Here is a 12,383-nt window from a genome sequence, read left to right as displayed (position 1 = left end):
CGGGGGCGTTTCGCCCCCTTTCCGCCAGCACCTCGCCCAAACGCTTCTACCCTGTTCGGTTGATACAGCATCACCGCCTTTCACGTGTCCACCCTTCGGCGTTCAGCATCCGCACGCGCGCGGTTAGCTTGCCCTGCACCACCGGTGTGAGGCGCGGCAGGCGGGCCTGGGCTACAACTTCAGAGACAGCCGCTTCGGCATCGAGGAGGATGGCCATGTTTCACGTCACGCGGATTGGCGACAAACGCATCGAGATCGATTTTTCCGGCAAGCTGGACAGCCACGACATGCGCTTCGCCCTGGACGAACTCTGGCGCAAATCCGAGGGCATCACCGCAGGCCAACTGCTCTGGCGCATCGGCGACTTCGACATGCCCACGCTGGGCGCCGTCGGCGTGGAGCTGGCGCGCATTCCGCAACTGTTTCGCCTCATGCGTCGCTTCGATCGCTGCGCGGTGGTCTGCGCCAAGGAATGGGTCCGCAAGGCCGCCGAGATCGAAGGCACGCTGATTCCCGGGTTGACGGTCAGGGCGTTCGAAGACCACCAGGGCACCGCGGCGCACCTCTGGCTTGAAGATAGCGCCTGAGCCGCATCAGCGCGGCGTGGCGAATACCTGCGTCCAGTAGCTGCCCGCCGTGCTGGCCTTGTCGGTGGCGTAGGCGGCGCCCATCTCGGTGAAATCCGCATTCATGATGTTGGCGCAGTGGCCTGGGCTGGCAAGCCACCCTGCCACCACCTGCTCGGCCGAGCCCTGCCCCGCCGCGATGTTCTCGCCAACGCGCGACCAGCGATAGCCCGCCTGGCGCGCCCGATCGCCGGCCTGCTCGCCGTTCGGCGCGCGATGACTGAAGTAATCGCGCCGGGCCATGTCTTGGCTGTGCGCCAGAGCGGCGTCGGCCAGCGTATCGCTCCAGCCCAGCGCCGGAGCGGCTTCGAACGCCTGGTCACCGCACCGCCGAGGTTGACTGCGCGCCGCATTGACTCGTTCGAGAATGGACTGGCCCACCGTTTTCCAATCGCCCAGATCCGGCGGCAGCAGCGGCTTGGCCAGCAGGATTTGCCAAGTGTTGCCCTCGTGCGCAACGCCGATCTCGGCGTAATCCTGGCTGCGCAGCGGCTCGCAGTAGCGCTGCCGCAACGCGCTCATCGCCGCCTGCACGCTAGCCGGCCCGGAAATCGATATGGCCTGAAGTTTCGCCGGCCGGTAGCCGGACGCCTGCAAGCGCTGTTGCAGCTGCGCGCCCGTGGTCGCCGGCTTGAGGTCAAGTGAGGCGTTCGGTGCCAGCGGCGCGACAGCCTTGCCCTCCTCGCCCGAGCAGCTTGCCTCTTCGCCACGAAACGCGTTGATCTGGCTGACCAGGTCGTCCGCCGGTGCAGCATGGGCTGACATTGGTATCAGAGTCAGCGCCAGGCCCAACGCTGAGCCGGCGGCCGCCGCACCGGAGCGCCTGATTGCCGTAGCGATAGTCATAGGTCACCCTGTCTGGCTGTGATAACCATGCAGACCACGGCATGCGGCTCACTATTCCTCGACACGGCCCGGCTTCCAATATGACGCTCAACGATTTCTTGCTGTTCGCGCTGCCCGCCATTTTCCTGACGGGCGTCTCCAAAGGCGGCTTTGGCGGTGCGCTTGGCGGCATTGCGGTGCCGTTGCTGGCTTTGGCGATCTCGCCCAAACAAGCCGCGGCGGTGATGCTGCCGATCCTCTGCCTCGCGGACGTGGTCGGCCTTCGCGCCTACATCGGGCACTGGGACAAGGCCAACCTCAAGGTCATGCTGCCGGGCGCGCTGATCGGCATTACCCTGGGCTCGCTGACGTTCGGCATGCTCGACGAGCGCCTGATCGGGTTACTCATGGGCGGCATCGCCGTGGGCTTCGTGTTGCTGGGGCTGGTTTCGCGCAACGACAAGCCGCGCCCCCTGCAACGCGGACGCGGCACGCTGCTCTCGTCCATCGCAGGCTTCACCAGTTTCGTTGCACATGCCGGCGGGCCGCCGATCATGATGCACCTGCTGCCACAGCAACTGGACAAGCTGCGCTACGTCGCGACCATCAACCTCTTCTTCTTGATGACCAACGCGCTGAAGCTCATTCCCTACGCCGCGCTCGGGCAGTTCACACGCGAGAACCTGCTGCTCAGCCTGACGCTCGCGCCCATCGTCCCCTTCGGCGTCTGGACCGGGCTATGGCTGCACAAGCGCATCGACCACGCCCTGTTCTACCGCATCGCCCGCGTTGGCGTACTGATCGCGGGGCTGCAACTGATCTGGAAATATCTGTAGCTGCAGAACCGGCCGCCGGTTGTTCTGAACGTTCGGGGCCTACCCCAGTCGGACATAGTGAACCCACTGTGAAGGAGAAACCTCATGCTGAAGTTTCTGGGTAGCACCATCGGCATCATCTTCCTGATCGGCCTGCTCGTGGTGATCGGCCTGTTCGCGTTGATCTTCTAAGCCACGCGATACGACCCAAACGCAACCACGGCCTCGGTACGCACACCGCCGCACGTTGCATGAACATCGACAGGCCGCCGCACCCCGGCGGCCTGGTCGTATCCGGTTCCTGGACGGCCGCACCATGACCCCGCTTTCCTTCTCCGCGCCACGCCTGCGTCACTCACCGCTCTTGGCGCTCATCGTGCTGTTCATGCTGCTGCTCGCGCCGCCAGCGAGTGTCGCGCAAGAGGGCGTCGCTACGGTACGCCTGGATGGCCGTGCGCTGTTTCGCATCGGCCCGAACGCCGAACTCGAAGCCCGGCCTCGTGCCCGGCAGGTCGAACGGCAGCTGGCGGCCGTGCTAGAGACGCCGCAGGGCATCACCCGCTCGCGTATCGAAGCCGCTGGCGAAGACGGTGAAGCCCGTCAGATCAGCGTCGCCGGGCGCCCACTTGTCGTGGTAACGCCAGCCGATGCCGACGCCAATGGGCAACGGCTGGACGTGCTCGCGCGGGACTGGGCAGCACTGATCGACCGGGCGCTGGTGCGTGCCGTCGAGCGGCGCGACTCGGACCGAGGCCGTTTCGTCACGTCCGTACAGGTCAGCGTCGAGACCGCTTTCGCGCGCCTTCTCGAATCGGCCGTCAGCATCATTCCGCGCATTCTCGCCGCGTTGCTCGTGCTGCTGCTCTTCTGGGGGCTGGCTACCGGCGTGCGCGCCCTCACGCGGGTCGTCTTCGCACGGCTGGTGAAGGACCGGACGGTAGAGAACCTAGTGCGTCAGGTCAGCTACTACACCGTCTGGCTGCTCGGCCTGATCGTCGCCGCCAGCGCCTTTGGCCTGGAACCGAGCACCCTGGCAACGGGCCTGGGCCTGACTAGCCTGGCTCTGGGCTTCGCACTCAAGGACATCCTGTCGAATTTCGTCAGCGGGCTGCTGATTCTCACGCTGCGGCCGTTCCAGCTCGGCGACCAGATCATCATCGGCGAGACCGAAGGCAGCGTGGAGCGCATCGAGCTGCGCGCCACGCAGATTCGCACCTACGACGGGCGCCGGGTCCTGGTGCCCAATGCCGAAACCTTCACCTCCCGAGTCACCAACAACACGGCGGCGCCGGTTCGCCGGGGAAAGGTGGTGTGCCGCCTCAGCTACGGTGTCGACATCGACGCCACCACCCAGCTGCTGCGGGACACTGCCCAGGGAACACCTGGCGTGCTTGCCGAACCGCCAGCCTCGGTCCGCTTGAGCGAGTTGGGCCAGAGCGAGCTGTTCTTCGACGTCCAGTTCTGGTGCGACTCGCGCCGCTCCGATTTCGTCTCTACCGCCTCGGAGGTGCGCAAGAGCCTGGTCGGTGCGCTGCGCGCTGCCGGCGTCGGACTGCCGGACCAGGCGCGGCAGAACATCGTGGTTCATACCCCTCAAAACTGAAGCGCACCCTGCCTGACAGGGAGCGCTACGGCTCGATATGGGCGGAGCAGGCGTAAAAACCGGAACCGCGTCCGGTGCGCTGCGGTCGAGTGTAGGTCAGCGCGCTATACCGCAGCGAAGACGGAGCGATACAAAAAGGTCGGACTGAATGAGGCAGTTTCTGCAACACGCCGCGCTGATCAGCGTCTCAGCGCTACTGCTGGCAGCTTGCTCTGAGGACAAACCTGCCGAGCAAGCCGCACCACCCCCACCTGAAGTCGAAGTGATCACGGTCGACCCCAAGCCGATTCCTAACATCATCGAGCTTCCGGGACGCGTTCAGGCCGTTCGCATCGCCGAGATCCGTGCGCGGGTCAACGGCATCATCCAGAAGCGGCTCTACGAAGAGGGCACCGACGTGGAGGTCGGCACGCCACTGTTCCAGATCGATCCGCGAGAAATGCGCGCCAACCTCAAAGCAGCAAAAGCAGCACTGGAGCGAGCCGAAGCCACGGCATTGAATGCCGCGCAGGACGTCAGGCGTTATAAGGGCCTGGTTGCCAAACAGGCCATCAGTCAGCAGGAATACGACACCGCGTTGGCCACGTTGCGCACCGCCAAAGCAGACGTGTCGCAAGCAGAAGCCAATGTTCAGTCGGCTGCTCTCGAGCTGGAATACACCACCGTAGAGTCACCGATCGAAGGCCGCGCCGGGCGGGCCCAGGTCACCGAAGGTGCGTTGGTGAGCGCCAGCGAAGGTACGCTGCTGACCACCGTCGAGCAGTTCGATCCGGTGTATGTCAACTTTGCTCAGTCGAGCTCCAATTTGTTGCGCATACGAGCGCAGCTGGCGTCTGGCGCCCTGAAGTTACCGGAGGAAGGCCGCGTCGAGGTCAAGCTGATCCTGGAAAATGGCGCCGAGTATCCACACTTGGGCTACGTCAACTTCTACGCCATGAGCATTGACGAAAACACAGGCACCGTGGCGTTACGCGCTGAATTCCCCAACCCAGACAGGCTTTTGCTGCCTGGGCAGTTCGTGCGTGCGCGAATCAATGCCGGTACTCGCCCAAACGGTGTACTGATTCCCCAGCGTGCAGTGATAGTCAACGATCAGGCTGCCCGCGTCCTGCTCGTGGACAAGGACGACAACGTAGCCTCACGTGAAGTCGAACTTGGCGAACTGCAGGGCAGCCAATGGGTAATTCGTGATGGTCTCACTGCAGGCGACGTTGTGATCGTCGAGGGGGGCGGCAGCGTCCGTAGTGGTGCAGCGGTACGGACCACCCCTTACCAGCCTGAAGGGCCTCCGGAAGCGCCAGAGTCGTCGAGCGCGACCGAGTCCAGCCAATGACGCCAGCGTTCTTCATCCGGCGTCCAGTCTTTTCCTGGGTCATTGCGCTGGGCATTCTGTTGGGTGGCGTGCTGGCCCTGCGCTCGTTGCCCGTCGAGCAATACCCGAGCATCGCACCGCCCACGCTGCGCATCAGCGTGACCTACCCCGGCGCTGACGCCTCGGTGCTCGAAACCAACGTCACCCAGGTGATCGAGCAGGAGCTCAACGGTGTCGAGGGCTTCCTTTACATGGATTCATCGAGCCGCTCCAACGGCAGCGCCTCGATCGAGCTGACGTTCGAAGCCGGCACCGACATCGACATTGCGCAGATGGAGGTGCAGAACCGCCTTAGTCGCGTCGAGCAGCGCTTACCGGAAGAAGTCCGCCGACAGGGCATTCAGGTATTCCAGGCCTCGCGGGATTTTCTGCTGATCATCTCGCTGTTCTCTGAGAACGGCACCATGAGCACGCTGGAGCTCGGCCATTTCGCTACAACACGCGTGCTTGACGAGCTGCGCCGCGTACAGGGCGTGGGTGATATCCGCGAGTTCTATACCGCTTATGCCATGCGGATCTGGTTGAACCCCGATCGGCTGGCCAGCTTCGGACTTTCTGCGGCCGATGTGCTCGCCGCCGTACAGGAGCAGAACAGCCAGTCCGCGGGCGGCGCACTGGGCGATCTACCACTGGCCGAGGGCACTGAAATCAATGCGCCCATCGAGACCCAAGGGCGCTTTTCCACGCCTGAAGAATTCGCCTCGATCATTCTTCGTGCCGGCCCGGATGGATCGGCCATCCGCTTGCGTGACGTCGCTCGGGTCGAGCTGGGCGCACAGAATTACGCTTCACGAAGCGAGCTGAACGGCCAACCGGCGGCGGGTTTGGCCGTGCAACTGTCGCCGGGGGCCAATGCGCTGGACACGGCCAATGCGGTCAAGCAACGCATGGGCGAACTGGCCGAAGGCTTTCCGGAAGACGTAGCCTGGACGGTGCCATTCGACTCGACCCCCTTCATCGCCTCGTCGATTCAGCAAGTCGTGGTCACGCTGCTCCAGGCCATGGCGCTGGTGGTGCTGGTCATGCTGCTGTTCCTGCAGAACTGGCGCACCACCGTCATCCCTACCATCGTCATCCCGATCACCCTGGCGGGCACTTGTCTCGGCCTGTGGATTGCCGGCTTCTCGATCAACCTGTTGAGCCTGTTCGGCATGGTCCTCGCGATCGGTACCTTGGTGGACGATGCCATCGTGGTGGTGGAAAACGTCAAGCGGATCATGGACGAGGAGCAGCTGCCGCCCTATCAAGCGACCGTCAAAGCCATGGAGCAGGTCACCGCGCCCATTATCGGCACGACCCTCGCGCTGATCGCGGTATTCGTGCCGCTGGCATTTTTTCCGGGCTCGACAGGGGGCATCTATCGACAGTTCGCCGTGACGCTGTCAATTGCGGTTGCCACCTCGACACTGCTGGCACTCGTGCTGACGCCCGCACTGTGCGCATCATTGCTCAAACCTAGCCAGCCGGACGACGGCAAGCCCGGCCTGGGCCAACGCATCTTCAGTCCTTTCAACCGTTGGATGGAGCGCACCACGGACCGCTATCACCATGCGGTCGGCGGCATGCTCGCGCGACCGATCTGGTTTCTGTTCGCCTTTGTCGGCCTGCTGGCGCTGACGGCCTTTCTCTACCTGCGGATGCCCAGCGCCTTTCTACCGGACGAGGACCAGGGCTCTTTGATGACGGTCATCCAAGCGCCCGCTGGCGCAACGGTCGAGCGCACCGAAGAAGCCATTGAACAGGTCAAGGCGTTCTACGCCGACCACCCGCTGGTCGAGGACGCTATCACGGTCTACGGCTTCAGCTTTTTCGGCCAGGGCCAGGCCCATGCGATGTCGTTTGTACGGCTTATCCCTTGGGAGCAACGCACCGAAGACGGCAGCTCCGCTCAGGCCTTGGTTCGCGAAGCCATGGGCCGCTTCTCGCAGATCAACGAAGCCCGCGTGTTTGCCCTGAATCCACCTTCGATTCCCGGACTGGGCGTGGCGGGCGGCTTTACCTTCAAGCTCGAGGACCGCGGAGGTCTCGGCTATCAGGCGCTGCTCGACGCACGCAACCAGCTGCTCGGCAAGGCGAGCGAAAGCCCGGTGTTACAGAGCGTCCGGCCGGAGGGCGCAGACGACGCGCCACGCTTGCGGGTCAACATCGACCGCATCAAGGCCCGCGCGTTGGAGCTTTCGATCAACGAGGTTAACGCAACACTGGCAATCGCCTTCGGTAGCGCCTATGCCAACGACTTCAACCGTGACGGGCGCGTCCTGCAAGTATTGCTGCAGGCGGATGCCCCCTATCGGATGACTCCACAGGATGTGCTTGATCTGAAAGTGATCAACGATGAAGGCGAAAGCGTGCCCTTCGGCGCCTTTACCACCGTGGATTGGACCGAGGGCCCAACGCAGTTGCAGCGCTACAACGGCTACCCTGCGCTGACCTTGTCCGGCAGTGCCGCACCCGGTTCGACCACAGGCGAAGCGATGACGGAGATGGAGCGGCTGGCCGCTGAATTGCCGGGCGGCTTCAGCTACGAATGGACCGGCGCCTCGCTGGAAGAGCAGCAGGCTTCCGGCCAGGTCGGTTTGTTGCTGGGCTTGTCGTTGCTGGTGGTGCTGATGGTCCTGGCAGCGCTTTATGAAAGCTGGACAGTGCCCATCGCGGTGCTGCTCGTGGTGCCCTTCGGTGCGTTGGGCGCAATATTGTTCGCGATGATTCGAGACCTGCCGGCAGACGTTTATTTCAACGTGGGGCTGGTGACCATCATCGGCCTGTCGGCGAAAAACGCGATCCTCATCGTCGAGTTTGCCATTGAAGAAGAAGGCCACGGCAAAAGCCTGACCGATGCCGTGATGAACGCGGTGCGCCTGCGCTTCCGGCCGATCCTGATGACATCGCTCACCTTCATTCTCGGCATGCTGCCCCTCGTACTGTCCAGCGGCGCCGGCGCGGCTGGCCGGGTCGCAGTCGGTACCGGCGTCATGGGCGGCATGATCGTCGCGACGCTGCTGGGCCTGTTCTATATCCCGCTGTTCTATCTCTCCGTGCGTCGTTGGCTGACCAAGCGTCGGCCGCCGACAGCCGAAGACAAGGCGCACCCCGCCGAGGAAAAAGAGGCGCCAGACAATGCCTGACCGGCTCACGAAACTGGCGCCTCTGCTGATGGCCGCTCTGCTTGCTGGCTGCCAGCTCGCACCGCCCCATGAGCGGCCGCCCTCCCCCAGCGCCGCGCAATATCCTGCCGACTACCAACCCATGGACGGCGAAGTGCTGGCCAGCGAGATCGCCTGGCGCGACTTTCTTGAGGACCCACGACTCGAGCTGTATATCGAAACGGCTCTGCAGCGGAATCGCGACCTGCAGATCGCAGTAGCGCGAATCGAAGAAGCCCGCGGCCAGTTTGGCGTGCAAGGTGCCGACCGCTACCCGACGCTGGCTGCGACGGCTGATGCCAGCCGGGGCCGCTTTCCGACCGGCAGCGCTGGGCAGGCCGGTCGCGGCTCCGCCGGAGGCGTTAGCTCGGGCGCAGCGGGCGGTTCAAGCGGTCAGATCACCGAGCAGTTCTCGGTAGGGCTTGGCATATCGGCGTTCGAACTCGACTTCTGGGGACGCGTGCGAAATCTCACCGAAGCCGCGCGCGCTCAATACCTCTCGACCATCGAGGCGCAACGGGCATTTCGCTTGTCGCTGATTGCCGATGTGGCCACGACCTACCTCGCCGTCCGCGGCGCTGAAGCACGGATCGAACTGGCTGAGGCGACGCTGCAGAGCCGCCGCGACGGCCTGCGCATTGCCCGTGTTCGCTTCGAGGCAGGGATCACCTCGGCGCTCGATCTAAACCAGGCACAGGCGCTGCTGACCCAGGCCAAGACAGAGCTGGCAAGCCTGCGCCTGATCCGAGCCGAGCAGGTCAACTACCTCACTCAATTGATCGGGGGCGAACTGCAAGGGCCTTTGCCGACGCCGCTACCGTTGGCCGAACAGATCGATCCGGTGCGGCTGGATGCCGGGCTGCCGTCGGAGCTGCTACTGGTGCGTCCCGACATCCTGGGTGCCGAGTTGGAGCTGCGTGCAGCACGCGCCAACATCGGCGTGGCGAGAGCTGCATTCTTCCCGCAAATCTCCCTGACCGGCAGCTTCGGGTACATTTCCAACGAGCTGAACAACTTGGTGAGCCGGGACAATCGCACCTGGAGCATTGGCCCGAGCATCACCCTTCCACTGTTTGACTTCGGTCGAAATCGCGGCAACCTGACCGTCGCCGAAGCCCGGGAAAACGTCGCGGTGGCTCAGTACGAAAGCGCCATCGAAACCGCCTTTCGCGAAGTGGCTGACGCACTCGCCGGCCGACGCTATCTGGCAGAACAGGTCGCCGCGCAGGAAGAAAATGTCGACACGCTGCGACGCATTGCCGACCTCGCAAGAGAGCGCTATGCCGAAGGTGTAGTGAATTACCTGCAGGTTCTCGATGCCGAGCGCAACCTGTTCGATGCCGAACAGGCATTCATTGAGGTCAAGCGTGCACAGATTCAGAACCTGGTGAGTTTGTATATAGCGCTGGGCGGTGGTACCGACGCCCCTTCAGCATCAAGCGACACCCCGCAACGGGTCGTGACTTCCGAGCAGTAAGCCGCGGAACAGCGCGCTTCCCGACCTGCGGCGCCGAATCCTCAAGACGTCACGGTGGTCCAAAGATCACCACTAAATGGCAGAGGAATCGAAATGGGCCTGTTCGACAAGATCAAAGACAAACTCGGCATGGGCGGCGTGAGCAACGAAGCGCACAAGCCAGTCGACCCGAACAACACGCCGAACCAGCACGCGCCGGATACCGTCGTTGATTCGGAGCGGCCTACCGCTGCGCACAACGCCACGACCACGCCGCCCGGCGTTGCTCCCAGCCCCGAGGGCATGGCTCATTCAACTGGAACATCAACCAGCGCGGTGGATGTGCCTGCCAAGCTCGATGGCATGGCCGCCAATCATCCGGAGCAGCTGAACTGGCGCACCTCCATTGTCGATCTGCTCAAACTGTTGGGTCTGGATAGCAGCCTGGAATCGCGTAAAGAGCTCGCTACAGAATTGGGCTGCCCGCAGGACAAGATGGGCGATTCAGCCCAGATGAACACCTGGCTGCATCGCACCGTGATGCACAAGCTCGCAGAACATGGCGGCACCGTTCCGCCTGAACTGCGGACTTAACAGGCATCGGGGCCTCGCTGGGTGCAATTCACTGGTGAGGCTTTTTGATCTCGGTTCTCGGCTTAGCACTGATCGCCAGCAAGCCGGCTCCTACAAAGGACTACTCGAACCCTGTAGGAGCGAGCTTGCTCGCGATCAGCTATTCAGACGCCTCGCCGTACCGAAACGAAAACGCTGCAGCACCCAGTTCGTCATCTAGCGAGCGCTCACAGAACTCCGCGGACCTGTAGGAGCCAGCTTGCTGGCGATCAGATTTCGGGGGTCTCGTACCTGCCGGTCGCGCTTACACCCGTCGGTGCCAGCGACCAAATGCCTAGCCGTTATCGGCTGATTTCACTACTCAATCGTCGAGCGACGGCCCGATCATCTCCGCCAGCTGCGGATATACGCCTGGACAGGCGACAAGATAAGGATTGCCTAGCAACAACCCATCGTTACGGAAGAAATCATTGACCCGGCCGCCCGCCTCTTTCACCAAAACGAGACCGGCCATGCAATCCCAGCTTTTCAGCTCGGTCTCGTAGTAGCCGAGCAGCCGCCCCGCAGCCACGTAGGCGGTCATCAATGCGCCGGAGCCGTTGCGGAAAAACATGCCCCCTTCGGCCAGCAGCTTTTCCATGAACGGAATGAAGTGCTCTTTGCCGCGCGGATGGAAGGTGCCCGTGGCGGTCACGCCCTGCCCCACGTGCGTGGCCGCGCTGACCTTCAAAGGCGCGTCGTTGACGAATGCACCCTTGCCCAGGCAGCCATGGAATAGCTCGTTGTGGTTGGGATCGGCAATGGCGCCCAGGTGCGGCTGGCCGTCAATAAGCAAGCCGATGGACACGCACCAGTTGTGCAGCCCATTGACGAAGCACGCCGTGCCGTCGATGGGGTCGATGACCCAGACGCATCGCGCGCCGAGGTCCGCTGAGCCGCTTTCTTCGCCCAGGAAGCCATCTTCAGGGAAACGCTCGGTCAATCGGTCACGGATGAAGGCTTCGATTTGCTTGTCCGCAATGCTGACAACGTCCTGCGGATCGTCACCCTTGTGCTCGACGGTCAAGGCATCGCGCTTTCGGTAGAAATCCATCCCGAGTTGCGCGGCCTCCTGGGCCAGCGCCTTGGCACAGGCATAGCGCGCATCGATGTCGAGCCCGGAGGCAATTGGTTGCGAGGTCATGGCGATCCTTATGGATTGGGTTGGGCGTGCGGATTCTAGTGAATCGGCGACGACAGGCCCAACCCCGCAAGCCGCCTGGCCGGTCAGGCTTCTTTCTGCTCCTCGTGCAGCCGCACGTTGAGCTCGTCGACGATGGGTGCCCATTCGGCATCCTCGATCCATTCATCTTTCAACAGCGCTCGTTGCGACTCATTCCAGAACGGCGCGTCAGCCAGCCGCACTTCATTCGGCAGCGGCGCATGCTGAGCGATGAAGTCGTCGATGCTCTGCGGATCGGATGGCAGGCCCAGTTGCTCGAACAGGGTGCTCATGTCTTTGTTCGGGAGTTCCATGAAACGCCTCCTCAGGCTGATCGGTCTTGTGCCTGCTTCAGCAGGCCACTTAGTTAGATAGAGGCGCGCAGGCAAACACAGTTCAACGAACGGAACGCCACACGGACGGGAGGAAAGACGGGCCCCGCTGCATAAGCGAGGCCCGTGGCGGGATCAGGCTGCTTTGCTGAACAGTTGACGGCCGTGGTCCAGGCATTGGTCCACGAGCCATTTTCCGTGGGCGATGGAGGCGCGCTGGGCCTGTTCCAGCTCCGCCATGAAGGCATGGCCAACCGGAAGCGCCATGCGCCGGGTCGTCTGGCCTTGCATGTTACTGATGCGGCATCCACCGGCCCATGGCGTCGGCGTGCCGGGATGTTCCATCACTTCAGCGGTGATGACGTGGTCTCGGTACTCGCATTGCATCATGGTCATGGTTCACCTCGTCGCTGTGTGGCACTGGGCGATCTGGCTGT

13 protein-coding genes are annotated in these 12,383 nt (G+C 63.1%); 8 read left to right on the top strand and 5 right to left on the bottom strand.

Going from position 1 to position 12,383, the window contains the following annotated elements; genetic code table 11:
- Positions 1-70: 70 nt before the first annotated feature.
- A complete protein-coding gene (locus M1D78_RS06430) occupies positions 71-217 on the bottom strand; it encodes a hypothetical protein (protein WP_437420030.1) in 147 nt (48 codons plus the stop codon).
- Between M1D78_RS06430 and M1D78_RS06425 the strand changes: the two genes are divergently transcribed.
- On the top strand, positions 216-587 hold the full coding sequence (locus tag M1D78_RS06425; RefSeq protein ID WP_437420031.1) for a SpoIIAA family protein: 372 nt from the start codon (positions 216-218) through the stop codon (positions 585-587). The genes M1D78_RS06430 and M1D78_RS06425 overlap by 2 nt on opposite strands.
- Before the next feature lie 6 nt (positions 588-593).
- Here the strand turns inward: M1D78_RS06425 and M1D78_RS06420 are convergent, their stop codons facing one another.
- Complete coding sequence (locus M1D78_RS06420; protein WP_437420032.1) at positions 594-1,472, bottom strand: CAP domain-containing protein; 879 nt, start codon at positions 1,470-1,472, stop codon at positions 594-596.
- Between the two features lie 80 nt (positions 1,473-1,552).
- On the opposite strand from M1D78_RS06420, the gene M1D78_RS06415 reads away from it, so the two are divergent.
- The 7 genes from M1D78_RS06415 to M1D78_RS06385 all read left to right on the top strand — a co-directional run bounded on the left by M1D78_RS06415 (position 1,553) and on the right by M1D78_RS06385 (position 10,434).
- The gene (locus M1D78_RS06415; RefSeq protein WP_437420033.1) at positions 1,553-2,287 is read left to right on the top strand and encodes a sulfite exporter TauE/SafE family protein; all 735 of its coding nucleotides are present in this window, start codon (positions 1,553-1,555) and stop codon (positions 2,285-2,287) included.
- Positions 2,288-2,371: 84 nt separating this feature from the next.
- Positions 2,372-2,458, top strand: coding sequence for a small membrane protein YohP (locus M1D78_RS06410; RefSeq protein WP_122164729.1), 87 nt, complete (start codon positions 2,372-2,374; stop codon positions 2,456-2,458).
- Positions 2,459-2,582: 124 nt separating this feature from the next.
- Positions 2,583-3,869, top strand: coding sequence for a mechanosensitive ion channel family protein (locus M1D78_RS06405; protein WP_437420034.1), 1,287 nt, complete (start codon positions 2,583-2,585; stop codon positions 3,867-3,869).
- A gap of 148 nt (positions 3,870-4,017) precedes the next feature.
- On the top strand, positions 4,018-5,202 hold the full coding sequence (locus M1D78_RS06400; RefSeq protein WP_437420035.1) for an efflux RND transporter periplasmic adaptor subunit: 1,185 nt from the start codon (positions 4,018-4,020) through the stop codon (positions 5,200-5,202).
- Positions 5,199-8,366 carry a multidrug efflux RND transporter permease subunit gene (locus tag M1D78_RS06395; protein WP_437420036.1) on the top strand — a complete coding sequence of 1,056 codons (3,168 nt, stop codon included), beginning with the start codon at positions 5,199-5,201 and terminating at the stop codon, positions 8,364-8,366. The genes M1D78_RS06400 and M1D78_RS06395 overlap by 4 nt, the downstream gene beginning before the upstream one ends.
- Positions 8,359-9,861, top strand: coding sequence for an efflux transporter outer membrane subunit (locus tag M1D78_RS06390; RefSeq protein WP_437420037.1), 1,503 nt, complete (start codon positions 8,359-8,361; stop codon positions 9,859-9,861). Before M1D78_RS06395 ends, M1D78_RS06390 begins: the two co-directional genes overlap by 8 nt.
- A 93-nt stretch (positions 9,862-9,954) precedes the next feature.
- Positions 9,955-10,434 (top strand): DUF3597 domain-containing protein, encoded by a 480-nt coding sequence (locus M1D78_RS06385; protein ID WP_437420038.1) that lies wholly within the window; start codon positions 9,955-9,957, stop codon positions 10,432-10,434.
- Positions 10,435-10,774: 340 nt separating this feature from the next.
- Here the strand turns inward: M1D78_RS06385 and M1D78_RS06380 are convergent, their stop codons facing one another.
- From M1D78_RS06380 to M1D78_RS06370, 3 genes are all read right to left on the bottom strand, one after another.
- Positions 10,775-11,596, bottom strand: coding sequence for an inositol monophosphatase family protein (locus tag M1D78_RS06380; RefSeq protein ID WP_437420039.1), 822 nt, complete (start codon positions 11,594-11,596; stop codon positions 10,775-10,777).
- Positions 11,597-11,679: 83 nt separating this feature from the next.
- Positions 11,680-11,928, bottom strand: coding sequence for a DUF2789 domain-containing protein (locus tag M1D78_RS06375; protein ID WP_437420040.1), 249 nt, complete (start codon positions 11,926-11,928; stop codon positions 11,680-11,682).
- 153 nt (positions 11,929-12,081) lie between these two features.
- Positions 12,082-12,342, bottom strand: coding sequence for a hypothetical protein (locus M1D78_RS06370; RefSeq protein ID WP_437420041.1), 261 nt, complete (start codon positions 12,340-12,342; stop codon positions 12,082-12,084).
- Positions 12,343-12,383: the final 41 nt, after the last annotated feature.

It is taken from the genome of Pseudomonas sp. SA195, assembly GCF_054131565.1.
This window is presented reverse-complemented; position numbering and strand designations above follow the sequence as displayed.

Coding starts and splice junctions, on each gene's coding strand:
- M1D78_RS06400 (WP_437420035.1), top strand. CDS start 4,018: ATGAGGCAGTTTCTGCAACACGCCGCGCTGATCAGCGTCTCAGCGCTA.
- M1D78_RS06395 (WP_437420036.1), top strand. CDS start 5,199: ATGACGCCAGCGTTCTTCATCCGGCGTCCAGTCTTTTCCTGGGTCATT.
- M1D78_RS06405 (WP_437420034.1), top strand. CDS start 2,583: ATGACCCCGCTTTCCTTCTCCGCGCCACGCCTGCGTCACTCACCGCTC.
- M1D78_RS06390 (WP_437420037.1), top strand. CDS start 8,359: ATGCCTGACCGGCTCACGAAACTGGCGCCTCTGCTGATGGCCGCTCTG.
- M1D78_RS06420 (WP_437420032.1), bottom strand. CDS start 1,472: ATGACTATCGCTACGGCAATCAGGCGCTCCGGTGCGGCGGCCGCCGGC.
- M1D78_RS06375 (WP_437420040.1), bottom strand. CDS start 11,928: ATGGAACTCCCGAACAAAGACATGAGCACCCTGTTCGAGCAACTGGGC.
- M1D78_RS06430 (WP_437420030.1), bottom strand. CDS start 217: ATGGCCATCCTCCTCGATGCCGAAGCGGCTGTCTCTGAAGTTGTAGCC.
- M1D78_RS06410 (WP_122164729.1), top strand. CDS start 2,372: ATGCTGAAGTTTCTGGGTAGCACCATCGGCATCATCTTCCTGATCGGC.
- M1D78_RS06380 (WP_437420039.1), bottom strand. CDS start 11,596: ATGACCTCGCAACCAATTGCCTCCGGGCTCGACATCGATGCGCGCTAT.
- M1D78_RS06425 (WP_437420031.1), top strand. CDS start 216: ATGTTTCACGTCACGCGGATTGGCGACAAACGCATCGAGATCGATTTT.
- M1D78_RS06415 (WP_437420033.1), top strand. CDS start 1,553: ATGACGCTCAACGATTTCTTGCTGTTCGCGCTGCCCGCCATTTTCCTG.
- M1D78_RS06385 (WP_437420038.1), top strand. CDS start 9,955: ATGGGCCTGTTCGACAAGATCAAAGACAAACTCGGCATGGGCGGCGTG.
- M1D78_RS06370 (WP_437420041.1), bottom strand. CDS start 12,342: ATGACCATGATGCAATGCGAGTACCGAGACCACGTCATCACCGCTGAA.